The organism is Terriglobus saanensis SP1PR4 (genome assembly GCF_000179915.2).
Classification (GTDB): Bacteria; Acidobacteriota; Terriglobia; order Terriglobales; family Acidobacteriaceae; genus Terriglobus; species Terriglobus saanensis.
This window is the reverse complement of record NC_014963.1, coordinates 1572876-1598012: the sequence shown is the minus strand read 5'-3', so window position 1 is coordinate 1598012 and position 25137 is coordinate 1572876. Positions and strand designations below refer to the sequence as shown.

Sequence of the window (25137 nt, the reverse complement as noted above, 5' to 3'; positions counted from 1 at the left end):
AACAAAGCATCGTTCATACGGGTCCTTTTTTTGCTAGCGACTCCCACATCTCATAGAAACTGACGCGGTAGAATTATTCCATGAAGCGGACGCTTACTCTCGTTGCTCTCAGCCTGCTTACGCTGGCCGCCTATGCGCAGTACGGCAACCCCACGGAAGAGATCCCCGCCTACAACGCCGCTCCACCCCGGAAGCCTCTCAAGCCAGTGATGCAGAATGAACAGCTTACAGGCGAGTACTTCTCTCACGGCTACCAGGTTCGCACCTACCAGATGGCGAAAGAGATCCCCGCCGTCCTGCATCAGCTTCCCTGTTACTGCCGCTGCGACCGCGCCATGGGTCACAACAGCCTGCATAGCTGCTTCGAAGGTACCCACGGGGCTGCCTGCTCCACCTGCATGAAGGAAGCGGCCTATGCCTACCAGCAGACGAAGCAGGGCAAGACCGTCTCCCAGATCCGCGCTGGTATCGAGCGCGGCGAGTGGATGGACATCGATCTGCAGCAGATCAAGACCAGCACGAACTAGAAATTAGACCAGAGCACTCGCTGGCCAGAGCCATGCCGCACCCCGAACCCCGCTCGCATCGCCATGCACGGCCTTCAGGATGGGCGTATCCAGCGCGCCGCCTCCGAAGATCAGCGTTTGCACGCGGGGTGGAACGTTCGTGTAGAGCCGATCGAGGTTGGAGAGTCCGCCACCGATCACGATGGCATCCGGATCCAGCATGTTAATAATGGTCGTAAAGCCTCGGGCCACGCGATCTTCCCATCGCTGCATCGTCGCTTCGGCCTCTACGTCACCCGCTTCAGAAGCCGCAACGATCTCCGGCCCGCGCAGGGACTTCCCCGTTACCTGGGCGTAATCGCGCTCCAGCCCGGACCCCGAAAGCCACAGTTCCATGCAATTGGTGTGTCCGCAATAACAGAGTGGTCCGGGCGACTCCGCAGGCGTAGGTCTGGGTAGAGGATTGTGCCCCCACTCGCCCGCCAAACCATTCGGCCCGGCATGCACCTTACCTTCGAGAGAGACACCGCCGCCGCATCCTGTTCCCAGGATGACACCGAAGACGACGCCATACCCGGCGGCTGCACCGTCTGTTGCCTCTGAGATCGCGAGGCAGTTAGCATCGTTTGCGCAGCGGATGTCCCGCCCCGTTACCTTTTTCAGGTCTAGCTCCAGGGGGCGTCCGTTCAGCCAGGTCGAGTTCGCATTCTTTACCAGTCCAGTAGAGCGAACGATCGTTCCGGGGATGCCCAGACCCACGAGGCCCTTCGATCCCGTACGTGTCTCCAGCGCGGTGGCAACTTCGCCAATCGCCGCCAGGGTTCCGTCATAGTCTTCGCGGGGTGTGGGGACGCGTAGCCGATCCAGTTCATGGCCCTCTGCGTCAAATGCGCGGCCTTCAATCTTTGTCCCACCCAGGTCAATTCCGATTCGTATCTTCGCCACTGGTTCAGTTTCCCTTCGCTGCAAGATAGGTCTGCACGTACTCGCGCACGCCTTCTTCAATGCTCATAAATTTTCGGTCATAGCCTGCCGCCCGCAGTTTCTCGATCTTCGCTTCGGTGAAGTACTGGTACTTTCCGCGCAACGTCTCCGGCATCTCGATGTACTCAATCTTCGATTCACGCCCCATGGCATCGAAGACGGCCTGGGCCAACGACTTCCACGTACGGGCTTCGCCGGTTCCACAGTTGAACAATCCACCCACCTTATTCTCTTCCAGAAAGTACAGCGTCACATCCACGGCGTCCTTCACATAGAGGAAGTCCCGTTTCTGTTCGCCGTCTGCATACCCGGGAAGGTAGCTCTTGAAGAGCCGCACCTTTCCTTCGCGCTCGATCTGGCCGTAACTCTTATGCACCACGGAGCGCATCTCGCCTTTGTGCTCCTCGTGTGGTCCATAGACGTTGAAGTACTTCAACCCCACAATCGGATTCGCCCCTTGGAACATCCCGTTCTTCAGGGCCCAAAGGTCCACCATGTGCTTGGAATAGCCGTACATATTCAGTGGAGCCAGCGTGGGCGTAACAGCGTCCTCGTCACTATATCCCAGCGAACCATCGCCATAGGTCGCGCCGGAGGACGCATAGACGAAGCGCACCTCATGCTTTGCAGACCACTCGGCCAGTGTCCGCGTATACCGGTAGTTGTTCTGGAGAAGATAGTCCGCGTCCCGCTCGGTCGTGGAGCTGCAGGCCCCCAGATGCACGATGCCTCGCACATCCTTCAAGTCATCCTGCTCCACACGTAGAAGGAAATCGTCCGGCGCAACGATATCGTCAAACTTCAGACCGACAAGATTTTTCCACTTATCGTCCGTACCCAGTTCGTCGACCAGCAGGAGACGCTCTTCGCCGCGGCGATTCAGCTCCGCCACCGTGTTGCATCCGATGAAGCCCGCCGCCCCAGTCACCACGATCGTCTTCTTCATCCGAAACAGCACCTTTGTGACAACAATCCCCACTCATTGTAGAACCTGAGTCGATGACAGTTGGCGACAGCACCCTTCAACCGCTACGATGGGCCGTACCAGTCCGCATCCCCAGAGGAGTCGTCCACTTGTCCACTGTGCACCAGCCATACACGACGTATGCCCCAGAAGCGCAGAAATCCAATGTGCGCTGGATGGTCTGCGGCCTTCTCTTCCTCGCGACCACGATCAATTACATGGATCGCTCCGTCTTCTCACTCATCGAACCGGAGCTGCACAAGCTCCCTTTTATGCAGTGGGACGACAACAGCCCGCAGGCCTTTAACGATCACTTTGGCAACGTCCTGATCTTCTTCCAGATCGCCTACGGTATCGGCCTGCTGGTCTCTGGCCGCATTATCGACAAGCTGGGAACCAAGCTGGGCTATTCGCTTGCCATCGGTCTCTGGGGTATCGCCTCCATGAGCCATGTCTTCGTCGGCAGTGTTGCGGGCTTCTGCCTGGCGCGATTTATGCTGGGCATTGGCGAAAGCGGCAACTTCCCTGCAGCCATCAAGGCCACCAGCGAGTGGTTCCCCACCGAAGAGCGCGCCCTGGCTACCGGCATCTGGAACTCGGGAGCCAACTTCTCCTCGCTCATCGCACCGATTCTCATCCCCTTCGTGACCAGCATCTACGGCTGGCGCGCGGCCTTTCTTACGACAGGCTCCATGGGGATGATCTGGCTCGTGCTGTGGCTGCTCTTCCCGTACAACAAGCTGCGCCGCAGCTCGACGCAGACGCAGGCAAACCTCGAACTTCCCCTGAAGCAATATCAGGGCACCAGTCTGGGGTATGTTCTCAAGAGCCGCGGCCTCTGGGCCTTCGCTATCGCCAAGGGACTGACCGATCCGATCTGGTGGTTCTACCTCTTCTGGCTGCCGAAGTACTTTCATGAGAACTACAACCTCGACTTGAAGCACGTCGGTCTGCCGCTGATCCTGATTTACTGCGGCTCCAGCGTCGGCTCCATCGGCGGCGGCTATGTGGCCGGTCACTTCATGCGTCGCGGCATGGATGTGAATAAGGGACGTAAGCTGGCGATGCTGATCTGTGCCTGCTTCTCGGTCTTCGCTGTCTTTGTTCCCGTGGTGCATTCGCGCTATCCCGGCAATGTCTGGCTTGCTGTCGGCCTGCTTGCTGTAGCTGCCGCCGCACACCAGGGATGGTCGGCGAACCTCTTCGCCACACCCTCAGACATCTTCCCTTCCACCACCGTCTCGACGGTGGTGGGTATCGGCGGAGCGGCAGGTGCGGTTGGCGGGGCGCTCTTCACCTGGTTCACAAAAACCGTGTGGATCCATCACCCCTTCCTGATCTTCCTCATCGCGGCATGCGCTTATCTCACGTCGCTGGCTATCTTCAATCTCCTCGTCCCACGCCTCGGTCACAACCTGAACGTCCGCGTCGACGAACCCACGATGCCGTAGGAACATCCCGTGCCCCATTCTTTCGCCAGTTTTATCGGCGGAAGGGTGGGGTCGCGCGGAGCGCACAAACCTGATTTGTCAGGAAAAAAGAAAGCAGATCCCTTCGCTTCGCTACGGGATGACAAAGTAAGAAACCAAAACTACTGGATACTCACCAGTTCATCCTGCACGGTCCGCTTCAACTGCCCACAAGCCGCATAAATATCCCGCCCGCGCGGTCTGCGGATATACGTCGGCATTCCACCATCAATCATCATCTTCTGAAAGACCGCCACCGCATCGGGATCGGGCTGCGAGTAAGCAATCCCCGGCCCCGGATTCCACACAATCAGGTTCACTTTCGCGTGCATGCCCTTCAACAGGGCCAGCACCTCGCGTGCGTGCTGTGGCTGGTCGTTCACCCCTCCCAGCATCACGTACTCGAAGGTCACCCAGTCGCGCTTGCCCATAGGAATCGTCTTCACCGCATCCAGAAGCATCGCAATGTTCCACTTCTTCGTGATCGGCATGATCTCCGTACGGACGGCGTCGTTCGAAGCGTTCAGGCTCAACGCCAGCTTGGGACGAACGGTCTCCGTCGCAAACCGACGGATCGAAGGTTCGATCCCGCTGGTCGAAACCGTCATCCGCGAATCGGGAATGCCGACGCCTTCTACAAGTAAGCGCACTGAGTCCATGAAGGCGTCGTAGTTCAAAAAGGGCTCGCCCATTCCCATAAATACGAGATTGATGCGGTCTTTGCCCATCTTCACGCTATGCCGGTTGAGCACCGCCGCGACCTGCCCGGCGATTTCGCCAGCGGTCAGGTTCCGTTTGATTCCAAGCTTCGCCGTCAGACAGAACTGGCAGTTCACCGCGCATCCCACCTGGCTGGAGATGCAGATCGTGGCGCGGCGATACCCCTTCTCCGCCAGCGCTCCCCAGTTCCGCTTGTCCGGCTTTTTATAGCCGTTAGTTTTGTCTACAGCTTCGTCCGCCGTGACCACCTCGTCCGACTCTTCCACGGCCGCTTCGGAGCCGTCGCCGCGCTCGCCGCCGTCGCCATCCGGCATCCACACGGTTTCTACGGTTTCACCGTCGACCATCCGCATCAGGTAGCGTTCCGTACCGTCCACACTCGTGGCCGTCTGCACCATTTCAGGAAGGCCGATCTCTACACCCTCCGTCGCAAGCCGCTCACGCAAAGCCAACGGCAGCACAGTGATTTCGTCCAGCGCAGCCACACGCTGCTTGTAAAGAGCGTCCCAAACCTGCCGCGCGCGGTAGGGCTTTTCGCCCCAGGCGCCCATACGCTCGATGAGCTCCGGCAGAGCCATTCCAAACAGCGCGATCTTTTGCTCCACCAATGCCATATCTACAGGATAAATGCTGGCTATCGAGACGCGACCAGGAGCAAGGCTCATTACCAAACATAGGTGGCCACCGCGCCTGCCGTCAGCTTCGCCTCGAAGACCTTATTGCCGTCACGAACCGCGAAGCTCTTTTCGTCCGCCGACGTGTTGGCCACGATTAAAACCAGCTTCCTAGCGCGCGTTCGAAACGCCACATCCGCCAGCTCATCGGTCTCCGTCGAGCCGACGCGCACAGAGCCCGGAGGCACAAACTTTGACGCATGCGCGAGCGTATAAAATGCCAGGTTCCGGGTCACAGTATCGCCGTCCAGCGTGATCGCACCCTCGCAAACCGGACATCCTCCGTTCGAAGTGTGGGGGCCAAACTGCGGATCGGCCGCGAGATTCCAGAGCAGCACACTCTTTGCCCAATTTCGCGTCGCACCTACGATCACCCTTTTCACGGGCGCGGCAATCGCCAGCCCTGTAGCTCCCTTGCGGTCGACGATCATCTGCTCCGTAAAATACAGGCCCTTCTGCGGAAACGCATCGTGCACCGTGGACATCGCCTCGGCCTTGCCGAGATACAGGTGAAAACCCGAACCTGCCACGTACTTCGCCGCTGCCTTGTCCTTCAACGTGGTCATCGGGTATCCCGGCTCATCCATGTTGTGGTCGTAGAGGATGATCTTCGTCTTCAGCTTGCTCCGTCGCAGTGCGGGGCCCAGGTGGTCGCGGATAAAGATCTTCTGCTCCTCCGCCTCCATCACCATGCTCGGCGTGTTCTTCGGATTCAGGGGCTCATTCTGCACGGTAAGAGCCGTAATCGGGATTCCCTCGGCCTCCATGCCCTCCAGGTATTTCACCAGGTATGCAGCATAGGTTCCGTACATCTCCGGTTTCAGCTTGCCGCCCTTGGGATCACCGTTTGTCTTCATCCACGAGGGCGCAGTCCACGGAGAGGCCATGATCGCGATCTTCGGCGAGATCTTCAGGACTTCGCGCAACACCGGGATCACGTCAGCCTCATCCTCGCGTAGCGAAAACCTCAAAAGCGACCTGTCCTCTTCTCCGGGAGGAAGATCGTCGTACGAAAAGACGCGGTCGTTCATATCGGACGCGCCAATGCTCACGCGCAAGTAGCTGACACCGATTCCCTTGTCCGTCGTCTCCAGAAGTTCATGGATCAGCGCCGTGCGCGCGGCTGGTGACATCTTCTGCATTAATTGTGCACTTCCACCGGTCAGGGCAAAGCCAAAGCCATCCATTGTCTGCATCTTCTGCTTGGGGTCGACGATAATCGTTTCCACGGCGGGGCTTTGCTTTACGAAAGCCGTCGGAACCTGTTCTGCCACTAGTGCCTTGCGATCAGGCGTGGTCAACCACTCCTGCACCCTTTGCGTGTGCCCCGCAACCGCAACCAGCAGGCACACACTTACACCAAAACGCCGTAACACCTTCACTCGCCGATCTCCGATCAGAATCTACTTCGCCCAGGCCAGACCGTCCGCTCCATTGCCGGTTGCGATCCAGTTCTGCACGGCCCACGTCGAGGTATCCAGCGCAGCCACGCGATGCCCGCAGCTTACATAGGCTACCTTGCCGTCCGGGCGCACGATCACCTCCGTGGGAATCTCTTCCAGGGGGATCGTCTTGACCACCTTAAGGCTGGCGAGGTCGACGATGGCCACCTCGTGCGACGGTCGAAGCGTCACGATCAAGTACTTGCCGTCCTTGGTGGGAGCCGTGCCGTAGCCAATCCCAGGCAGCGTCACCCAGCTCTTTAACGCCATCGTCTTCGCATCGATCACCGCCAGCTTCGGCTCGACCTGGTCCGCCGTAAAGACCCATTTGTCGTCGTTCGATATTGAGATTCGCTGCGTGTCTTTCGAAATGGGGATCACCTTCAGCGTCTTGCGGTCGGCGATATCCAGCACGGAGACCGTTCCGGGGCCGACATTCGCCGTGTAGCCGCGCATCCCGTCATGCGAAAGGGCAAACATATGCGACTGCTCCTGCTCCGTCGGGATCGATCCCACAATCGTCCACGTCTTCGGGTCCAGCACGGAAACGGTCTTGTCCAGCTCCGTGGTCACGTAGAGCACGTTCCGCTTCGCGTCCCAGACCGGCTTGTGGGGACGCACGCCGTGACCGAAGTCGAAGGTCTTCACGACTTTATGCGCAGGCACGTCCACGATGAGCATGGTGCTTCCATCCGTTCCAGGCTTGCCGACGCCAGCGGAGCCGTACAACGGCACCACAGCCCAACGCCCGTCCGGAGAAGCGATAACCTCGTGGCCTGCGCCGCCCTCGGCGACTTCGGCGACCACCTTGGCCGTTGCGGGGTCCACGAAGCTCAAGGTATGCGCATATTGGTTCGTCACCAGCAACGTCTGTGCGGGCAAAGCGGCGGCGAGGGCCACGACAGGCAGAAGCGAGAGAAAAGAGCACGTTTTCATAGGCGGCCAGCATAGCACTGCGCAGGAAGTAGATGCTCTGTGCCCCATTCTTTCGCGGCTTTTGCGAAAGGGTGGGGTAAGTTCGCCAGAAATCTCTCCTTCGCCCCTTTTGTCATCCCGCAGCGAAGCGGAGGGATCCGCTTTCCTAACAAATCCGGTTTGTGCGCTCCGCGCGACCCCACCCTTTCGCGATAAAACCGCGAAAGAATGGGGCACGGAAAAGAAGCGGATCTCTCCGCTTCGCCCCCAAAGCGCGACCTCATCCCAACTTGCTAAACTGTCCAAAGCCGCGATGCCCAACAAAAAAGATAAGTTCTATCTCACGACCCCGATCTATTACGTCAACGCGCGCCCCCACATCGGCCACGCTTACACCACACTGACGGCGGACACCATCGCGCGCCGCAAGCGCCTGCAGGGGTTCGATACCTACTTCCTGACCGGCACCGACGAGCACGGCCAGAAGATCCAGCGATCCGCCGAAGCCGCGGGCATTCCGCCCCAGCAGTTCGCCGACCAGGTCTCCGAACAGTTCCGCGCCCTGTGGGACCGCATGGGCGTTACCTACGACCAATACATCCGCACGACCGACGAAGCCCACAAGCGCGGCGCGCAGAAGCTCTTCACCACCCTCTACGAACGCGGCTTCATCGAACTCCGCTCCTATACCGGCCAGTACTCCATCGGCGAGGAGATGTTCGTCGAAGGGCCTCCCGGGACCATCGGCCCGGACGGTAAGCTGACGGAGACGGTCACGGAAGAAAATTTCTTCTTCAAGCTCTCCGAGTTTCAGACACAGCTCATCGACCTGATTGGGTCGAACGAGCTCGAGATCACGCCAGAAGCACGTAAGAACGAGGTTTTGAGCTTTTTGCGTGGAAACGTGAACGACACGGATGCGACCGCTGTCAGCGCTGCCGGACACAAGTACATCCCTGGCGCTCTCCGCGATCTTTCCATCTCGCGTTCTTCTTTTACCTGGGGAATCCCCGTTCCTGAGATCGTCGCCGGACTCACGGAACAGAAGCACGTCATCTATGTCTGGCTCGATGCGCTCGCCAACTACATGACCGCGGTGGGCTACGGCTCGGACGATCCGGCCGACATCGCGAAGTTCGAAAAGTACTGGCCCGCTGATCTGCATATTGTCGGCAAAGAGATCACGCGCTTCCACTGCGTCTACTGGCCCGCGTTCCTTCTGGCCGCCGGTCTGCCGCTACCGAAGAAGATCGTCGCCCACGGCTGGCTGCTCTTTGAAGAGTCGAAGATGTCGAAGTCGCGCGGCAACATCGTCCGGTCAGAAACAATCCTCGAAGGCTTCGGTTCGATCAAGCCTGACCTGCCCAAGGCTGAGCAGGACCTCTTCGCTGCTGACGTTCTTCGATACTTCCTTCTGCGCGAAATTCCCTTTGGTCAGGACGGCAGCTTCTCTTTCGACGCGATGGTTACGCGCTATAACGCTGATCTGGCGAACGGATATGGGAATCTTGTGAGCCGAACGCTTTCCATGGTGGAAAAGAATTTTGGAGGCGTTCTTCCTGCACCGTCGGACGAAATCCCCAATGGGGAATTCGAAACGCTCGCAGCCCTAATCGATGCCGACTTTGACACGCAGACCTTCACGCGCGCGACCACCTCTATCGCGCAGATGATCACGAATGCGGACAGGTTCTTCAGCGAAGCCGCGCCGTGGAAGCTTGCAAAGGAAGAAGCCAGCCGCGAGAAGTTCGGAGATGTTTTATATCGCAGCGCCGAATCGATTCGCACGATCACTGCACTGCTCTATCCGATTCTTCCCTACGCCACGGCGCAGGTCTGGCGACAACTCGGCCTCGGCGATATCGAACAGGCAGCCAAAAACGGCGAACTCAACAATCTCCACTGGGGAGGACTAAAGCCCGGCACCAAGCTCGGCCCCCTCGCCCCCATCTTCCCCCGCGCAGACAAGGAAATCATCACTCGTATGACCGACCTCGAACAGTCCAACAAGCCCGCAGCCGCACCCGAAGCTACTCCCGAGACGAAGACCGTCACCGACCCCATGGCGCAGGACATCGCTCCCCCCGCCGACACCGTTGTCGCCGAGCAGCACAAGCCCATCACCATCGATGACTTCGCCAAGATCGAGCTCCGCGTTGGTCAGATCAAGATCGCCGAGCGCATCCCCAAAGCCGACAAGCTTCTGCGCCTCGAAGTCGATCTTGGCACGGAGACACGCCAGATCCTCTCCGGCATCGCCGAGTGGTACACACCGGAAGACCTCGTCGGTCGCCGCATCGTTGTGATCACGAATCTCGCGCCTCGCAAGATGCGCGGTCTGGAGTCGCACGGGATGCTGCTCGCAGCCAGCGAAGGAGAAAACGGCAAGCCGGTGCTCGCCACCTTCTCGGAAGAGATCGCCCTCGGTTCCAGACTGAAGTAGCTACTTGTTGTCTTTGCGCTTTTCCAAAAAGCGCAAAGCCTCAATGCCCGAAACACTGAAGACACCTAACATGACCAGCAACGCGAATCCGCCCGCAGCCACCACCATCAGCGAAAGCACAGCGATCAACATCGCCACGGCGGACTGCGTGGCTGCGTGGATCAGCGATAGGATGATGCGGACGATGACGATCAAATGGATCTCACAGCAAATGAGACGCCTTCGCTCGAAGAAGGGGTTCTCCGGAAGACAAGAATGCTCGTAGATTCCCACGCCCATCTCGACTATTACGAAGGCCCGGAGCTGGATCAGGTCCTCGGCAACGCGCGCGCAGCCGGGCTCGGAACCATCCTGTCCATCGGCATCGGCGACGGCCCGGAGACCATGCACCGCGCGCATGATCTAGCCACGACGCGCAGCACACCGGAGCTGCAGATCTTCGCCTCCGCCGGGATTCATCCGCAGGAAGCGCACAAAGCCACGCCCGAAGGCCTGGAAAAGCTGTCTGCACTCGCGGCCCAGGAGAAGGTCATCGCGATTGGCGAGATCGGTCTGGACTACTACCATCTCGATAACCCCGACATCGCCACGCAGAAAGCAGCGTTCAGCGCGCAGATGAAGATTGCCGCTGCGGCGGGCAAGCCCATCATCCTGCACTGCCGCACGAGTGAACTGGCTGTTCCCGCCGCGAAAGAACGGTATGGCGCGGCAGATGCCGCGGACGATATGCTCACCATGCTTGAAGATGAGTGGGCACCGACCGGCCTTCCCGGCATCCTTCACTGCTTCTCCGGCACGGTGGAGCACGCAAAGCGTGGCCTGGCCATCGGCTTCTATCTGTCCTTCGCGGGAAATCTAACCTATCCGCGCTTCACGACGATCCGCGAAGCTGCCGTCGCAGCGCCCGCAGACCGTATTCTTGTAGAGACAGATTCCCCGTTTCTCGCTCCAATTCCACACAGAGGCCAACGCAACGAACCGGCGAACACGGCAGTTACTGCAAACTTCCTCGCAGAACTTCGCGGCATCACAACACCGGCGCTTATTGCACAGACCACCACAAACTTTCAGCGTCTCTTCCCTACGACGCGCATCCCATCCCTAGCGGAGTAAAAGGAACAAATCATGGCCAATGACAACAGCTTCGACGTCGTCAGCAAAGTAGATATCCAGGAAGTGAAGAACGCGATCGACCAGGCCACCAAGGAAGTCAACGCGCGCTTCGACCTGAAGAACTCAAAATCCACCATCGCCCTGGAAAAAGAAGAGGCCATCCAGCTCGCCTCGCAGGACGAATACACCCTGACTGCCGTGATCGAAATTCTCTCGCAGAAGCTCGTGAAGCGCGGCGTTTCGCTTAAGAGCCTGGAGTTCGAGAAGATCGAGCCCGCGTCGAACTCTTCCGTCCGTCAGAAGGTGAAGCTCAACCAGGGCATTGCCTCGGATAAGGCCAAGAAGATCGTCGCCGCCATTAAAGACGCAAAGCTCAAAGCCCAAGCCAGCATCCAGGGCGACACTGTACGCGTCTCGGCGAAAGACCGCGACGTCCTCCAGGAAGTGATCTCGCTCCTTAAAAAGCAAGACATCGGCCTGGATCTGCAGTTCACCAACTATCGCTCCGCCTAACTGATACCCTCTTAGGACACACGTGAAGCTTTCTTCCATCGCGGATGCAAAAGGGGTCTTCGATCTCCTGCGCGACGATCTTGCCGCCGTCGAACGCGAGTTCGCGCGGCAGTCTTCGTCGGAGGTCCGTGTCATCACGGAGATCGCGGAGTACCTGCTGGCAGGTGGAGGAAAACGTATTCGCCCCCTGCTTCTTCTGCTTTCGGCCAAGGCGCTGCACTTTCGGGGCGAATCGCGCATCCGTCTCGGCGCTGTCGTGGAGATGCTGCATACGGCCACGCTTGTGCATGACGACATCATCGATGCGGCAGACACACGCCGCGGTCGGCCTTCGTCCAACACAGCCTGGGGTAACTCCAAGTGCGTCCTCGCCGGGGATTGGCTTTACATGCAGAGCTTCCAGGTGGCGATGGAAGAGCGCAACTTCCACGTCCTCGACCTGCTCATCTCGCTCACCCAGCAGATGGTCGAAGGCGAACTCCTCCAGATCCAGAAGCTGGGTCGCCTGATCAATGAGGAAGAGTACTTCGACCTCATCTTCCGCAAGACGGCTTCCCTCTTCCGCGTCTCCATGCAGCTCGGCGCGGCGATTGCCGACGCTCCCAAGGAGATCGAAGGGCAGCTCGGCGAATACGGCCGCAACCTCGGCCTCGCCTTTCAGATCGTGGACGATGTTCTTGACCTGACCTCGGAAGAGTCCACCCTGGGCAAACCGGTTGCGAGCGATCTCCGTGAAGGCAAAGCGACGCTCGCCGTAATTCACGCGCTTGAACGCGGCACAGGAGAAGAGCGCGAAGCGATCCGCACCGTCCTCGCCGACCGCAGCTTCAACCGCGTCCCGCATAAGACGATCCTTGCAATCCTCAAGCATCACGGCTCGCTGGACTACGCCATGGACGCCGCGCGCGCCTATGCGGAGGTCGCCCGGCAGTGCCTCACGGACCTGCCCGACTCGGAAGCCAAGCGCGCCCTGCTTTGGGTGCCTGGCTTCGTGACCTCGCGCGACCGCTAACTGTCTGATCGATCCGCGCGACGGTTCCGCCTAGTTCACCATTGGTAAAGGCGAACTTCACCATTACAACTTCAGCAGTGAGACCATCGAAACCGTTCGAAGCATCAGCCACGCGGAGATAGGTGTGGCCGGAGAGAGTGGTCTCGACTGCGAATGTCTGGAGCGCATCTAGTAGCTCTTCACTTCTACGAAGGACTTCACGCGCAGCATCCACCTGGGATCCAGCGCTCATCTTTAGGCGAAAACATCTTTAGGCGAAAAGCGACAGAATCGGGATCTTAGGAGTGGATCAAATTGAAAATCGCTCGGAGATGTCTTCGTAAGCGTCGACTTGCCGGCTCCATTGGCGCCAGCCACTACGGTCAACCTGGGCACTAAGAGACTCGGCGTTCCAAGGGAGCTTCTTCAGAAAGTGGTTTGTTCGCAAGCTTCTCTGCGAGCTCGGTCTTTCTCCACTCCAGAATCTTATGCTCAATCGCGATCCCTGCATGACCGTTCTCGATCAGCCGATCCATCAAGCTTTCGAGTTCAGTTTTCATAGAGAAATTTTACCCTCTTCGCACTGAAATCAAGCCTCCAGGTCGAGATCTTCAACCCTGCGGGTTCCATTGCGATTCTGCAAGAGCACTTGCACACGCCCTTCGGCGGCCTCAAGTTCTTTCTTGCATCCGTCTGAGAGACCGACACCCTGCTCAAACAGCTTGAGTGCCTCTTCCAGGGGGAGATCTCCGCGTTCCAGCCGCTCGACTACGCTCTCCAATGCCTTCAACTGCTCTTCAAACGTCGCCATTGCCGCCTCCACTTAGAAATCCGTCCAAGACTTTCGCCGCCAGTTCATACTTTCCGAAGGGTGCGCTCACCTGGACGCCCTGCACCTGCGGCCGCGCTTCGCGCAACATCTCCTGCGCGATCAAGATACCCTCTTCACGCGCGCTCTCGGGGGTCTCGCACGCAGCCATCCGCGTCATAATCGATTCCGGCACGCTCACCTTGAGATCGTTGCGCATAAACTCCGCGTTGCGTACGCTCGTCAGCGGCCAGATGCCAGCAATGACAGGAATACGGAACTGCTCGATTCTGCGTAGAAAATCTTCCAGCAGGCGCAGATCGAAGACCGGCTGCGTGATGGCAAACTCGGCGCCGGCCTCCACCTTCGCCGCGAACCGACGCACCTCGGCATCGAGGTCCGGCAGTCCGGGATTCGCAGCACAGGCGAGAACGAAATTGGTGGACGCACCGATGGAGTTGCCGCCGATATCGAAGCCGCGATTCATCTCCCGCGCCATCGCAAGCTGCCCAATGGCGTCGACGTCGAAGACCGCAGTCGCGTCGGGATAGGTTCCCATCTTTGGCGGATCGCCCGTAAGGCAGAGCATGTTCTTCAAACCCAGTGACGCGGCTCCGAGAAGATCGCTCTGCAGGCCAAGTAGGTTGCGGTCTCTGCAGGTGGAATGCAGGACGACTTCCACGCCGATCTTCTGCTGAATCTGGATGCAGAGCGCTCCTGCGCTCATACGCGCTGAGGCCCGCGGTGAATCCGGAACATTAATCGCGTGCACGCCCATCGCGTGCAGCATGCGTGCTCCCTCCAGCTCGCGGCTGGCGTCGATACCCTTTGGCGGAACGATCTCCACCATGGTCACAAACTCTTTGCGCGCGATCCGTCCTCCGAGAAGAGACCGCGCCGCCAGCGGCATGGGTTCCACGATAGCAACCGCGTGGTCCGATTTGGTTCCCTTGCCCGCGGAAGCCGTTCCTTCCTGCTGGGCGACGACCGCACGCAGGGCCCCGCGCATGGAGCGAATGTGGGCAGGCGTTGTTCCGCAGCAACCGCCCACAATGGTCGCGCCCGCGCGCAGGGCCTTCCGCGCGAAGCTTGCCATGTACTCAGGAGAGGTCAGATAAATACTCCGCCCATCCACGCAGCTTGGGACGCCCGCATTGGGCATCCCCGCGATGGGAAGAGTGGTCACGGCGCGCATCCGCTCGATGGTGCGCAGGATCATCTCCGGTCCGCTGGAGCAGTTGCAGCCCACAGCCGCAGCGCCAGCCGCTTCAAGAAAGCGAACGGCTTCCTCGACCTCGGTCCCATCCAGGCACTGGCCCACCTCATTCACCGTCACCATCACGATGGACGGAATGCCCGGCGCGGCAAGCGCAGCCGCCTCCAGAGCGAGTCGCGCCTCGCGCAGGCTCATCACCGTTTCAATCGCAAAAAGATCGATACCCTCCCCTTCCACAAGAGCCGCCATCTGCTCCCGATAAGCGTTCCGCACTTCGTCCTCGGACAACGCAGCATCGGCAACCGGACCGATGGATCCGGCCACAAGGGCGTCCACGGCAAGTTTTTCCTTGGCATGCCGCACCGCACGGTGGGCGATCACGACGGCCGCGCGATTGATCGCACCCACCTTTTCGGCCAAACCATACCGCGCCAGGCGCGGAGCCGTAGCGCCAAAGGTATTGGTCTCGATCGCCTCAGCACCGGCCATCAGGTACTCTTCGTGCAGTTCGCGTACCATCTCCGGTTCCGTGAGATTCAGTTCGTCATAGCAGCGGTTGATAAAAATGCCGCGTGCGTAAAACATCGTGCCCATTGCGCCGTCAAACAGCAAGGTCCTCGATTTAAGCCAATCTGCTGCAACGTTTTTCATGCGTACGAACCGTCTCCATCCGCTCCGGGGATCCGCTTTCGCGACCTCGAAGCCATCTCTTCATGGTACAGGCAGTGGCCGAGCGGAAGTCTTCCCGTCGTATCTGCTTTGCTATACTTATCAGTATTCGCGCGGGTTCTCTGCGCTCGCATAGTTTGGAGTTTTTCAAGTTGAAGATTCGCGATTTCGCACGGTCGACGGTAGTCCTCTGCGTGGCCGTTGCCACCCTCTCGCTCGTAGGCTGCTACGGCAACAGACCCTATAAGACCACCGAAAACCAGTTCGCCGGCCGTCCTGTGCCGCCCAGCCAGCTGACCTCGCGCGTTATGGTCTCGGTCGCGAACTCCGGAAGTCTCGGTACCAGCGGATCGCTTGCCATCTTGGATTCGATACGCGACATTCGCAACAACGTCTACAACGCAAATTCCAGCTTCTCTATCTCCGGATTTGCAACAAACAACGCCACGAAGATCATCAACTATCCCGAGCAGTTGGGCGGATATGTTTATGGAAGTACCGACGCTAGTCTGACTTCGATCGACTACTCCACTGAGAAGACGCTCGGTTCCGCGCTCGGTTCCGCAACTCTGCCCGGAGGGGCGGCGGATATCACCGTACCTCCGGATGGCACGTTCGTTCTCGCTGCGCTGGAGACCGCAGGCCTTCTGGAGGTCATCGACAAGGGAACGGGCTCCACCTACGCCCTGCCCCTTCCAAATGTCTACCGCGTCGCGATGAATCCTTCGCACACCGTCATGCTTGCCATGACCCGCAACAATGTCCTCGCGACTCCGAACAATAGCGGTCTTTACCGCATCGTCAAGCTGAACACCAATCAGGCGCCCCCAACCGGCTACACCGCCTGCCAGCCCGTGAATCTTCCCGTTTACTGCGCGCTTCCGGTCACGGGTAACTTTGACCATCCAACCGGGGTTTACTTCTCGCTGGATGGATCGCAGGCCTACGTGCTCAACTGTGGAGTCGAGTGCGGTGGAACTGCATCGAGTGTCAGCTACCTTACCTTGGACGCTCTGCGCATTGACAACTATGCAGCCTCATCGCCTGTGACCGCGACAACCACCGTTCCCGGCGGCGTCACCGCGGCACTCTCTGATGGCAGCACGCTCTATGTCTCAGGACAGCAGCTTCAACCTGACGGCCTCTTCGCAGGTACACTCTCCACCATCAGTCTTGCGACAAAAGCCGTGACCGGTCAGTACTCCATCTCCGATGGCACGCATACCAAGATGCTCTTTGGGGACAACAGCACGCTCTGGATCGGTTCACAGAACTGCGCCAGCGGCGAGCGTCAGGCCCATAGCCTGAACTACAACTGCCTCACGATGTTCAATTTATCCAAAAGCACGGCCACGGTTATTCCGGCAGTGGATCCCACTTCCGCATCGTCCAAAGTTCCTTATCCCAACGACGACGGAAACCAGTACTATTACGGCTCGCTCACGGGTCTGTGCTGGGTACAGGGATACAACAAGATGTACACGGCTTACGGCGGACAGGTTCACGCCTTCAGCACCGTCGATGGCTCTGAGATTAACAACTTCGCGATCACGGTTCAGGGTATCGCTCTCGACGTTGCTTATCTGGACGCTACGACGAACGCAGCCAACTAAACGTAGTTTCAGTCTCCACGTGAAAGTAGCGCTACCGGATTCTCGGTAGCGCTACTTTTGTTTGGCGGCTATACGCACTCTTTGTCATCCCGTAGCGAAGCGAAGGGACCTGCTTTTTCAGTCGCTAAAGATCTGTGGCGAACTTACCCCACCCTTTCGCAAGAAGCCGCGAAAGAATGGGGCACGAAGCAGGTAAACCTAAGCCGCTTTAGGAAGCCGCTCCGCGACAAAAGCCTTCAGATCTGACGACAGAAACAGGTCCGGGCCCGCACCTTCCGCCTGAATCCTGACCACGAAACGCGGCTTTCGATTCCAGATCGCATCGCTGATCTCTGGCCAAATCGAACCTGTCTCCGCAATCGATTCTCCCTCTCGTTGCGGGAAGACAATTGCATCCGCACGGTCGAGATATCGCAGCGCGGATGGCTTGAAGTCCGCGATGGACGGGTCAAGAACGGCCAGGTAAAGATCTGGCTTCAAAAAGCGCAGAACCGAGTTGGACTCCAGCAGGACATTCTCTGCTTCCCCCATGCGCTTGCGCAGGAGCGGCATGGCCTCGGCAAGCTGGCCCTGCCGCGTTCGTGCCCAGTACACCTTTTGCGCTCCCGCTGCGAGCATGCGTGAGGTATCTGTTCCGCTCTGGGCATCACGCTCTTCGCTTATGGCAATCGTGTGGTCGTCCGTTTCGCAGTCGCAGGCTTCCCCATCTGCGGAGCAGACGCCATGACCGAACTGTGTGATTTTGAACGCGGTCCAGTGCATCTCCGGGAAGGCCGCAACGATCCCTGCGGCGAGCGACGTCTTGCCGATATTTCTTGTGTGCCCGCCGACGACGACGATCATAGCTTCCGCAACTTTGCCAGATCGCGGAGATACTGTTTCAACGGCTGTGCCGGTCGGCCCCAGAAGATCTGGTTGGGGCCGCGCAGCTTCTTGCCGCTCAGAACACCCGCGCCTCCGCCGAGAATGACATGGTCGCCCACCGTAGCGTGTTCCCCGATGCCCACCTGCCCTCCGAGGATTGCTCCATCTTCCACCACGGAAGAGCCGGAGATGCCGGTCTGCGCCGCAATAATGACGTTCTTGCCGAGGATGCAGTTATGGCCGATGTGGACGAGGTTATCCAGCTTCGAGCCGCAACCGATACGCGTCTCTTCGAGAGCGCCGCGATCGATCGTGGAGTTCGCGCCAATCTCTACGTCGTCTTCGATGACGAGCCTTCCCTGCTGCGGAAAGCGTATGTACTCGCCGCTCGCGCTGCAGGCATAGCCAAAACCCATCGAGCCCACCACGGCACCGGACTGGATCAGGACGCGCGCGCCAATCTCAACGCCTGCGTAGACGACCACGCGCGCGTCGATGGTCGTATTGTCGCCGATGGTTACGTTGTCGCCGATAACGGTGCCTGCGCCAATGCTGACGTTCTCCCCCAGGCTGACGTTCGTTCCAAGAACAGCGGTCGTATGGAGATGGCCCTGGGGCGCAGGGGAAAGCTTTTGTGCGAGGACAGAAAAGGCGAAGCGCGGGTCTTTGACCGGGATCACGCGCGGATCCTCTGTCAAAAAAGCGTCTGCGAGACGGGCCAGGATACATCCAGCGGCTGAAATGGTCGCCCGTTCCAGCGCCGTGGCATCCGAGGCGAAGACGGCATCCGAGGGCAGAGCGCCCTCGATACTCGCGACTCCCATAATCTCCCCGCCTTCGGGGAAGTCTTCGGCATCCGCATGAAGCATCTCGGCGATCTGGCGCAGGTTCGGCATGTCCAATACCAGTGTATTCCGTTAGTAGATGGGTGGTTCGCCCGGGGGGCGCGTCTTCCAGCGCCTATGCAGCCAGAGCCATTGTTCCGGGGCGGATCGGACGTACTGCTCGATCGTGCTGGTGAAGAGCGCCGTATTGGCAAGCGCGTCCGCCTCCGCGTCTTCTGTCCGGACGACCTCCAAAGCCGCGCCGAAGTGAAGGATGTAGCGCTTCTCCGCCTCGCTCCAAAGCAGGAAGCCGGGAATCACCGTAGCGTCCGTGGCGCGAGCGACACGAGCCAATCCTGAAGCGGTACACGCGGGAACACCGAAGTACGGTACAAAGACTCCCTGCGGCGGCGTCATGTTGGTGTCCATCAGGATTCCAACCGTCTCATTCTTCGCCATGGCACGGAGAAGACCGCGTGCGAAGTCATCCTTATGCAGCACGCGGTTGCCATGCAGGCAGCGGATGCGGTTGACGAACTCATCGACGAGCGGGTTGTCGAGGCGACGGATCACCATTCCCATGGGATAGCCGACGAGGGAGTGAACGAAGCTGGAAAGCTCCCACGCCCCCAAGTGGCCCGTTAGAACGAGAGCTCCCTTGCCCCGTTCCCGTGCAGCGAGAAAATGCTCCAGGCCTTCGTAGCGAAAGATATGCTCCTGGGCAAATTTAGCGGTGTAGCGAGACATGCAGCAGAATTCGGCAATCTGGTGCCCTAGCGAAAGGTAGAGACTGCGTAGCGCGCTCGTATGCTGCTCAACGGTCTTCTCGGGGTACGCGATCTGGAGGTTGCGCAGACCGGTCTGGCGCAGACGACCCAGGAGATGGAAGCAAAAGAGGCCGATTCCTGCTCCAAAGGCACGCGCGACAGAACGCGGAAGGATGCCAAGACCCCGGACAAGAAGCCAGACGAAGCCGAATTCGAGGCGGTGGCGCGTACTTGAGAAAGATGGCTGCAAGCCTTCAGTGTAGTGGGCACGGATTGGAGACGCAAAAAAGCCGCCGCAGAAGCGACGGCTTCTCTGCTACCTAGCGAGGTTGTTACTGGGCTGCTTTTGCAGCTACAAAGTACTTAGCTACAGTGCGAACGAAGGGGCGAGCCGAAGGAGGAACCGGAGTGGAACCCTTCAACAAGCTCTCGAACTGGATGTCCGTGCCGTAGAACGTACGAGTGTCATCCTGGTTCTGCGAAAGGACCGTACCGTCGAGATCGATACCGGCGAAGAGGCCCTTGGAGCGCGAATACGTCAGGAACTCAGCACCGAGCTTCCAGTCCGTACCGGCCTGTGCGTTGCGTCCTACTGGACCTGCAGAAGCAGCAGCATCGCCACCGATCTTGAATTTGTTATGCAACATATCGGACAAGCTGCGCTCGTTCATACCGATGAGGACGAGATCCGTCGACTGACCGCCGATCTGGAAGCCAAAGCTTCCGCCCGCGAGCTGGACGAAGACCGGAGCAGACCACTTGCCCGAGGGCGTGTTGCGGCAGGTTGCAACTCCCTGACCGTACTGCCCGCCCACAACGAAGGCACCCTTCTTGAAGGAAGGGATCACTACAACGCAGTAGGCCGAAGAGAGGATGTTCTGGGGGACGGACTTGTCCGGTGTCGCCATGATCTCGTTCAGGACAGCCTGTGCGCTGTCGAGACGACCGATCATCTTGTCCTTGTCACCAGCGGCAAATGCAGTCAGTGAAGTCGCTGCGAGGGTCATCGCGCAGAAGGTAGCTGTAATTCGTTTCATTTTAGTTCCGTCCTGTCGGTCAATTTGATGAATCGTGATTGTCACGCTTACTAGAAGCGGAGGGCGAAAGAACAAGTCTTCCGCAATCACTCTCTTGGGATGGAATCCTCAGGCCGGGAGTTGCATGGAGCCCTATAGGATTCCTTGGGAGGCGGGAGAGATCTTTAATTATTTATTATTTCGGATGGCAAAACACCTTGGGGGGAAAAAATGGGGCCAGGTTTTCCAGTTCATAACCGGATCCCACCAGCCCCTCTCCCAGGTCTGTGTTGCTGTGGTTACTTTGAGGGCTTACTTTAGTACACGCAAGAGTACGGAGGGATTCATCCTTGGGTTACCAGGCATGTTAATTATTGAGTTAACCATCTGGCTGCGACACACCTGGAATAACAATCTGCTTTTCCACAGCATAGAGCGCAAGTCCCACACGATTGGGAACGCCTATCTTGCGAAGCAAACGCCCAACGTGCGTCTTAGCCGTCGTCTCGTCAATGGAGAGTTTCCCGGCGATGTCCCGGTTAGTGTGTCCGGCCGCAAGTAGTTCCAGAACCTGCTTTTCCCGAGGGGTAAAGCGCAGTTCAGGGCGCTCCTTCTCCTCTGGCGAGCGCAGGTCCATCAGCCGGGAAAGGACCTTGCGTGGCGCCCAGACGGACCCGTCCCGCACGACCTCAATCGCCATGCGGAGGTCCCCTGGGCCGCTGGTGTAGGTGAGGTACCCTTTCGCTCCCGCAGCAATAATGCGTTCGATTACGTCCATCCCGACCACAGGGCCGAGGGTAACCACACGAAGCGCTGGCCGACCGCGCCGGAAGCTGGTGATGATAGCCAGAAGGTCGTCGAGGATGGGATTGTCCACAAGGACGAGGTCAATCGCGGAATCCCGCAGAGCCTCAGTGGGCGTGAGCGGTATGACCTCTATTGTCTCCCCAAGAATGTCCTGGGTGCCGAGAAGGCGCAGCGGCTCGGAGGTGACCATCCCGATCCGAACCGCACTCGGCGTTGGAAGCTCGTCGGTTGACGTTGCATCCACTGGAGTTACGTCGGGCTGGATCGAATCGGACTGGGTCATGCCGCGATGGTTCGTCGACTACAGTTTGGGGAGAACGATGCCTTGCTGCTTCTGGTATTTTCCGGCGCGATCCGCATAGCTCGTTTCGCAGACTTCGTCCGATTGAAAGAACAGGATCTGGCAAAGTCCTTCATTCGCGTAGATCTTGGCCGGGAGCGGTGTGGTGTTGGAGATCTCCAGTGTGACAAAGCCTTCCCATTCCGGCTCAAAGGGAGTGACGTTGACGATGATTCCGCAACGCGCGTAGGTGCTTTTTCCGACGCAGATTGTGAGGACATCGCGAGGAATACGGAAGTATTCGATCGAACGCGCCAGGGCGAAGGAGTTGGGCGGAACGATGATGGCGTCGGCCTGCACGGAGACAAAGCTGCGCTCGTCGAAGTTTTTGGGGTCGATGATGGCGGAGTTCACATTGGTGAAAATCTTGAATTCATCGGAGACGCGAAGGTCATAACCGTAGGAGGAGAGGCCGTAAGAGATGACGCCATCGCGGACCTGCTTTTCGCTGAAGGGTTCAATCATTCCTTTTCCTGCCTGCTCGCGAATCCAGCGGTCGCTCTTGATGGCCATGGTTCTCCTAAAAATGGGTTTAGTTAAGGTTGAAAAAGCCAGTGTACGGCAGGTACGCCGTGGCTGCAATCTATTGGGAAGAAGGCATTTGGAGCGTTGACAAGAGTTCCGGAGCTTTCTAACATCAAGCCAGAGCGGTCGAAAGTGAGCTGCTTACTTTTCCCGGACACGAGGCGAATACGAGTGATTAAACAGGACCTCATACAGCGTATTGTCGATCGGAGCGGGCTGCCTCGCACCAAGGCTGAAGCGGCAACGGATGTCATCTTCGACACAATGAAGAAGGCGATGGCCTCCGGCGACCGCATCGAGCTACGCGGTTTCGGTGTCTTTACCGTCAAGCCACGCAAGACCGGCATTGGACGCAATCCCCGCACCGGGGCCGAGGTTTCCATCGAACCGGGCAAGGCCGTTCGATTCAAGCCAGGCAAAGACTTACAGTCTCTCGAATAGAGATTTCACTACATCAAATGCAGGGCGTCCACGTCGATGAGAATGCCTCGGCGCGGAATTCCCTGCGCGTCGGCGTGCGCAAGCATGGCATAAAGGATGCTGTTGAGCGTCTGCCGCTTTTCCGCTTTGAGTACAAAGTGGAAGCGATAGATGCGCTTGAGGCGCACGATAGGAGCCGCAGCGGGGCCAAGGACACGTAAACCGGGTGTGCCGCGACTCACAAACCACTTCCCTATGTTCGCGGCCCAGGCTGAGGCTTCTTCGAGCTTCTGGCTTTGCAACACAATGTTGGTCAGCACCGTATTCGGCGGGTAGTGCATCCAGCGGCGATACTGCATCTCCTTTGCCACGAAGCCGAGGTAATCGTGCCTGGCGGCGAAGCGGATGGCGTAGTGGTCGGGGTGGTACGTCTGCACGACGACGCGTCCTGGGGCGTCTCCACGCCCGGCGCGACCGCTGACCTGCGTGAGGAGCTGAAAGACTCGCTCGGCGGCGCGGAAGTCCGGTAGGCCGAGGGCGTGGTCGCAACCCACTACGCCCACCACTGTGACTCCGTGGATATCGTGGCCCTTGGCGATCATCTGTGTGCCGACGAGGAGATTGATCTCGCCGGAGTGGAGGCGTGACAACATGCGCTCCATGTCGACGCGCGTCCGCACAGTGTCGCGATCCATCCGGCCGATGCGCGCGCCGGGAAAGATCTCCTGCAGACGCTCTTCGCCTTGCTGCGATCCGGCACCGAGGTAATAGAGGTGCTCGCTTTCGCACTTGGGGCAGCGCTTCGGCACGTTGCGACGAAAGCCGCAGTAGTGGCACTCCAGCCGCTCTCCGGCGTGCGCGTGAGCATCCGCTCCAAGAACGGGCTTGTGGAAGGTCATGGAGATGGCGCAGTTCTCGCACTGGATTTTGTCTCCGCAGGCACGGCACATGACCACGTACGAATAGCCGCGGCGGTTGAGGAGGATCATTGCCTGTTCGCCGCGATCGAGGGCGGCCTGCGTTTCCAGAATGAGTTGGCGGGAGAAGATCTGATCGGTGCCGGTGTTGCGGAACTCTTCCCGCATATCGATGAGTTCGACTGCAGGCAGGGGGCGATTTGAGACACGCTCGGCCATGGTGATGAGCGCGTATCGGCCCTTCTGTGCGTTGGCCCAGCTTTCCAGCGAGGGTGTAGCCGAGCCGAGGACGATTGGAATATCAAGAAGCTTGGCGCGCATGACCGCCGTGTCGCGGCCATGATAGCGGGGCGTTTCTTCCTGCTTGTAGCTGCTGTCGTGCTCTTCGTCGATGACGATGAGGCCGAGGTTCGCCACAGGCGCGAAGACGGCGGAGCGTGTGCCGACGACGATGCGGGCATCTCCACGACGGATGCGATGCCACTGTTCAGCACGCTCATCGGGCGTGAGTTGCGAATGCAGAAGGGCGACGTCGTCTCCAAAGGCGGCGAACATCTGCGCGGCCATGGCGGGAGTGAGGCCTATCTCGGGGACGAGCAGGAGGGACGATTTTCCGGCTTCGAGCGCGCGCTTCATTGCTGCGAAGTAGACAGCGGTTTTTCCGGAGCCGGTGACGCCGTAGAGGAGATGCGGTTGGAAACCACCCTTATCCAGCGCAATGGCAATGGCGGCATACGCCTCAGTCTGCGTCTCATTCAGGGCGTGTTCGTGCGCGTGCTTCTTGCCCTCGGCGTGAACGCCTCCGAGGTAGAAGGTCTCCGGCTCTTCATCGATGCGGACGAGGTTGCGTTTGACCAGCGTGGCCAGGGTGCTTTCGGGAACCTTATTTTCGAGCAGAGTTCCACTGTTGCGAAGATCTCGCACGCGCATACGTCCGCCCGCGGCGGCGAGTTCGGCGAGGATAAGCTGCTGATTCTCGTTGAGCTTCGGCATGCGCGTGTCTTCCACAAGCACGGCGATCTTTTCGAGACGACGGGCGTCGCGTGTGTCCGCAACGGCTTCGCGTAAGAGCCATTTTTTGCGCGCCATGGCATCGAGGAGCGCCTTCCCTGCCTGCGTCGCGGAACGAATCGCGGAGGGCTTCGCGGGTTCGCCACTGTCGAGGTAGTTGAGGATGGCGTACTCGCGGTTCTGGTCTTCTGGCGAAAGTTTCGAGCGGCGCGACGAGCCCTTCTCCGCGCCTTCATAAAGAACTTTGCGGCCATGGTCGGTGATGCGATAGAGCAGGTCGCGTTTGACCTCGGCCATGAGCGGAAGCATGCCGCGCAGGACTTCTCCGAGCGGAGCAACATAGTACTGCGCGATCCACTCGGCTAGCTTCAGAAGATAGCGGTCGAGAAGCGCTTCCGAGTCGAGCACCTGCTGGATCGGCTTGATCTCGAAACCGTCCGTGGGTGCGATGTTATGGAGACGGACGACGACGCCCATGAGGCGCTGTCCGCTGAAGGGAACGATGACACGCGCGCCGACCACGGGAACCACGCCGTTCACCGCATAGGTGAAGGGTTTGTCCAGAGGCACTGGAAGGGCGACATCGGCGAAGAGAGACACAGCTTC

The 25137-nt window shown here is 59.0% G+C and carries 23 protein-coding genes; 8 read left to right on the top strand and 15 right to left on the bottom strand.

Annotated elements, in window-relative coordinates; all coding sequences use genetic code 11:
• The first annotated feature begins 80 nt into the window (after positions 1 to 80).
• The gene (locus ACIPR4_RS06675; protein ID WP_013567892.1) at positions 81 to 527 is read left to right on the top strand and encodes a CYCXC family (seleno)protein; all 447 of its coding nucleotides are present in this window, start codon (positions 81 to 83) and stop codon (positions 525 to 527) included.
• Positions 528 to 530: 3 nt separating this feature from the next.
• Here the strand turns inward: ACIPR4_RS06675 and ACIPR4_RS06670 are convergent, their stop codons facing one another.
• Positions 531 to 1451, bottom strand: a complete 921-nt coding sequence (locus tag ACIPR4_RS06670; RefSeq protein ID WP_013567891.1) for an ROK family protein — start codon at positions 1449 to 1451, stop codon at positions 531 to 533.
• Between the two features lie 4 nt (positions 1452 to 1455).
• Complete coding sequence (gene rfaD / locus ACIPR4_RS06665) at positions 1456 to 2436, bottom strand: ADP-glyceromanno-heptose 6-epimerase (RefSeq protein WP_013567890.1); 981 nt, start codon at positions 2434 to 2436, stop codon at positions 1456 to 1458.
• A gap of 137 nt (positions 2437 to 2573) precedes the next feature.
• On the opposite strand from rfaD, the gene ACIPR4_RS06660 reads away from it, so the two are divergent.
• Positions 2574 to 3905: an MFS transporter gene (locus ACIPR4_RS06660; RefSeq protein WP_245536513.1), complete on the top strand. Its 1332-nt coding sequence runs from the start codon at positions 2574 to 2576 to the stop codon at positions 3903 to 3905.
• Between the two features lie 140 nt (positions 3906 to 4045).
• Here the strand turns inward: ACIPR4_RS06660 and rlmN are convergent, their stop codons facing one another.
• From rlmN to ACIPR4_RS06645, 3 genes are read right to left on the bottom strand one after another with little or no spacing between them, the layout of a single operon-like run.
• Positions 4046 to 5308, bottom strand: coding sequence for a dual-specificity RNA methyltransferase RlmN (gene rlmN / locus ACIPR4_RS06655; RefSeq protein ID WP_013567888.1), 1263 nt, complete (start codon positions 5306 to 5308; stop codon positions 4046 to 4048).
• Positions 5308 to 6699, bottom strand: a complete 1392-nt coding sequence (locus tag ACIPR4_RS06650; RefSeq protein WP_013567887.1) for a glycoside hydrolase family 30 protein — start codon at positions 6697 to 6699, stop codon at positions 5308 to 5310. Before ACIPR4_RS06650 ends, rlmN begins: the two co-directional genes overlap by 1 nt.
• Before the next feature lie 21 nt (positions 6700 to 6720).
• On the bottom strand, positions 6721 to 7695 hold the full coding sequence (locus ACIPR4_RS06645) for a YncE family protein (RefSeq protein ID WP_013567886.1): 975 nt from the start codon (positions 7693 to 7695) through the stop codon (positions 6721 to 6723).
• A 292-nt stretch (positions 7696 to 7987) separates the two neighbouring features.
• Between ACIPR4_RS06645 and metG the strand changes: the two genes are divergently transcribed.
• A complete protein-coding gene (metG, locus tag ACIPR4_RS06640; RefSeq protein WP_013567885.1) occupies positions 7988 to 10117 on the top strand; it encodes a methionine--tRNA ligase subunit beta in 2130 nt (709 codons plus the stop codon).
• Here metG and ACIPR4_RS06635 read toward each other — a convergent pair whose 3' ends face one another.
• On the bottom strand, positions 10118 to 10312 hold the full coding sequence (locus ACIPR4_RS06635; protein WP_041585958.1) for a hypothetical protein: 195 nt from the start codon (positions 10310 to 10312) through the stop codon (positions 10118 to 10120).
• A 60-nt stretch (positions 10313 to 10372) separates the two neighbouring features.
• Here ACIPR4_RS06635 and ACIPR4_RS06630 point away from each other — a divergent pair, with 60 nt between their 5' ends.
• The 3 genes from ACIPR4_RS06630 to ACIPR4_RS06620 are packed head-to-tail and all read left to right on the top strand — an operon-like array spanning position 10373 to position 12755.
• Positions 10373 to 11230 (top strand): TatD family hydrolase, encoded by an 858-nt coding sequence (locus ACIPR4_RS06630; protein ID WP_013567883.1) that lies wholly within the window; start codon positions 10373 to 10375, stop codon positions 11228 to 11230.
• A 12-nt stretch (positions 11231 to 11242) separates the two neighbouring features.
• Complete coding sequence (locus ACIPR4_RS06625; protein WP_013567882.1) at positions 11243 to 11743, top strand: YajQ family cyclic di-GMP-binding protein; 501 nt, start codon at positions 11243 to 11245, stop codon at positions 11741 to 11743.
• A 22-nt stretch (positions 11744 to 11765) separates the two neighbouring features.
• Positions 11766 to 12755, top strand: coding sequence for a polyprenyl synthetase family protein (locus ACIPR4_RS06620; RefSeq protein ID WP_013567881.1), 990 nt, complete (start codon positions 11766 to 11768; stop codon positions 12753 to 12755).
• 568 nt (positions 12756 to 13323) lie between these two features.
• Here the strand turns inward: ACIPR4_RS06620 and xseB are convergent.
• Positions 13324 to 13545 (bottom strand): exodeoxyribonuclease VII small subunit, encoded by a 222-nt coding sequence (gene xseB, locus ACIPR4_RS06615; protein ID WP_013567878.1) that lies wholly within the window; start codon positions 13543 to 13545, stop codon positions 13324 to 13326.
• Positions 13532 to 15409 carry a bifunctional homocysteine S-methyltransferase/methylenetetrahydrofolate reductase gene (locus ACIPR4_RS06610; protein WP_013567877.1) on the bottom strand — a complete coding sequence of 626 codons (1878 nt, stop codon included), beginning with the start codon at positions 15407 to 15409 and terminating at the stop codon, positions 13532 to 13534. The genes xseB and ACIPR4_RS06610 overlap by 14 nt, the downstream gene beginning before the upstream one ends.
• 170 nt (positions 15410 to 15579) lie before the next feature.
• On the opposite strand from ACIPR4_RS06610, the gene ACIPR4_RS06605 reads away from it, so the two are divergent.
• Positions 15580 to 17040 carry a hypothetical protein gene (locus ACIPR4_RS06605; protein WP_041586514.1) on the top strand — a complete coding sequence of 487 codons (1461 nt, stop codon included), beginning with the start codon at positions 15580 to 15582 and terminating at the stop codon, positions 17038 to 17040.
• Positions 17041 to 17238: 198 nt separating this feature from the next.
• On the opposite strand, the gene ACIPR4_RS06600 is transcribed toward ACIPR4_RS06605, so the two are convergent.
• From ACIPR4_RS06600 to dcd, 6 genes are all read right to left on the bottom strand, one after another.
• Positions 17239 to 17883 (bottom strand): hypothetical protein, encoded by a 645-nt coding sequence (locus tag ACIPR4_RS06600; RefSeq protein ID WP_013567875.1) that lies wholly within the window; start codon positions 17881 to 17883, stop codon positions 17239 to 17241.
• Positions 17880 to 18800 carry a UDP-3-O-(3-hydroxymyristoyl)glucosamine N-acyltransferase gene (gene lpxD / locus ACIPR4_RS06595; protein WP_013567874.1) on the bottom strand — a complete coding sequence of 307 codons (921 nt, stop codon included), beginning with the start codon at positions 18798 to 18800 and terminating at the stop codon, positions 17880 to 17882. Before lpxD ends, ACIPR4_RS06600 begins: the two co-directional genes overlap by 4 nt.
• 21 nt (positions 18801 to 18821) lie before the next feature.
• Positions 18822 to 19745, bottom strand: a complete 924-nt coding sequence (locus ACIPR4_RS06590) for a lysophospholipid acyltransferase family protein (RefSeq protein WP_013567873.1) — start codon at positions 19743 to 19745, stop codon at positions 18822 to 18824.
• An 82-nt stretch (positions 19746 to 19827) separates the two neighbouring features.
• Complete coding sequence (locus ACIPR4_RS06585; RefSeq protein WP_013567872.1) at positions 19828 to 20532, bottom strand: lipid-binding SYLF domain-containing protein; 705 nt, start codon at positions 20530 to 20532, stop codon at positions 19828 to 19830.
• A gap of 358 nt (positions 20533 to 20890) precedes the next feature.
• Positions 20891 to 21601 carry a helix-turn-helix transcriptional regulator gene (locus tag ACIPR4_RS06580; RefSeq protein ID WP_013567871.1) on the bottom strand — a complete coding sequence of 237 codons (711 nt, stop codon included), beginning with the start codon at positions 21599 to 21601 and terminating at the stop codon, positions 20891 to 20893.
• Positions 21602 to 21619: 18 nt separating this feature from the next.
• Entirely contained in the window at positions 21620 to 22171 is a 552-nt protein-coding gene (dcd, locus tag ACIPR4_RS06575; RefSeq protein ID WP_013567870.1) for a dCTP deaminase, read from the bottom strand.
• Between the two features lie 183 nt (positions 22172 to 22354).
• On the opposite strand from dcd, the gene ACIPR4_RS06570 reads away from it, so the two are divergent.
• Entirely contained in the window at positions 22355 to 22624 is a 270-nt protein-coding gene (locus tag ACIPR4_RS06570) for an HU family DNA-binding protein (protein ID WP_013567869.1), read from the top strand.
• A gap of 8 nt (positions 22625 to 22632) precedes the next feature.
• Here ACIPR4_RS06570 and priA read toward each other — a convergent pair whose 3' ends face one another.
• A complete protein-coding gene (gene priA / locus ACIPR4_RS06565) occupies positions 22633 to 25131 on the bottom strand; it encodes a replication restart helicase PriA (RefSeq protein ID WP_013567868.1) in 2499 nt (832 codons plus the stop codon).
• Positions 25132 to 25137: the final 6 nt, after the last annotated feature.

Coding starts and splice junctions, on each gene's coding strand:
- ACIPR4_RS06580 (WP_013567871.1), bottom strand. CDS start 21,601: ATGACCCAGTCCGATTCGATCCAGCCCGACGTAACTCCAGTGGATGCA.
- ACIPR4_RS06630 (WP_013567883.1), top strand. CDS start 10,373: ATGCTCGTAGATTCCCACGCCCATCTCGACTATTACGAAGGCCCGGAG.
- ACIPR4_RS06675 (WP_013567892.1), top strand. CDS start 81: ATGAAGCGGACGCTTACTCTCGTTGCTCTCAGCCTGCTTACGCTGGCC.
- ACIPR4_RS06585 (WP_013567872.1), bottom strand. CDS start 20,532: ATGAAACGAATTACAGCTACCTTCTGCGCGATGACCCTCGCAGCGACT.
- ACIPR4_RS06645 (WP_013567886.1), bottom strand. CDS start 7,695: ATGAAAACGTGCTCTTTTCTCTCGCTTCTGCCTGTCGTGGCCCTCGCC.
- metG (WP_013567885.1), top strand. CDS start 7,988: ATGCCCAACAAAAAAGATAAGTTCTATCTCACGACCCCGATCTATTAC.
- lpxD (WP_013567874.1), bottom strand. CDS start 18,800: ATGCCGAACCTGCGCCAGATCGCCGAGATGCTTCATGCGGATGCCGAA.
- dcd (WP_013567870.1), bottom strand. CDS start 22,171: ATGGCCATCAAGAGCGACCGCTGGATTCGCGAGCAGGCAGGAAAAGGA.
- rfaD (WP_013567890.1), bottom strand. CDS start 2,436: ATGAAGAAGACGATCGTGGTGACTGGGGCGGCGGGCTTCATCGGATGC.
- ACIPR4_RS06600 (WP_013567875.1), bottom strand. CDS start 17,883: ATGATCGTCGTCGTCGGCGGGCACACAAGAAATATCGGCAAGACGTCG.
- xseB (WP_013567878.1), bottom strand. CDS start 13,545: ATGGCGACGTTTGAAGAGCAGTTGAAGGCATTGGAGAGCGTAGTCGAG.
- ACIPR4_RS06610 (WP_013567877.1), bottom strand. CDS start 15,409: ATGAAAAACGTTGCAGCAGATTGGCTTAAATCGAGGACCTTGCTGTTT.
- ACIPR4_RS06625 (WP_013567882.1), top strand. CDS start 11,243: ATGGCCAATGACAACAGCTTCGACGTCGTCAGCAAAGTAGATATCCAG.
- rlmN (WP_013567888.1), bottom strand. CDS start 5,308: ATGAGCCTTGCTCCTGGTCGCGTCTCGATAGCCAGCATTTATCCTGTA.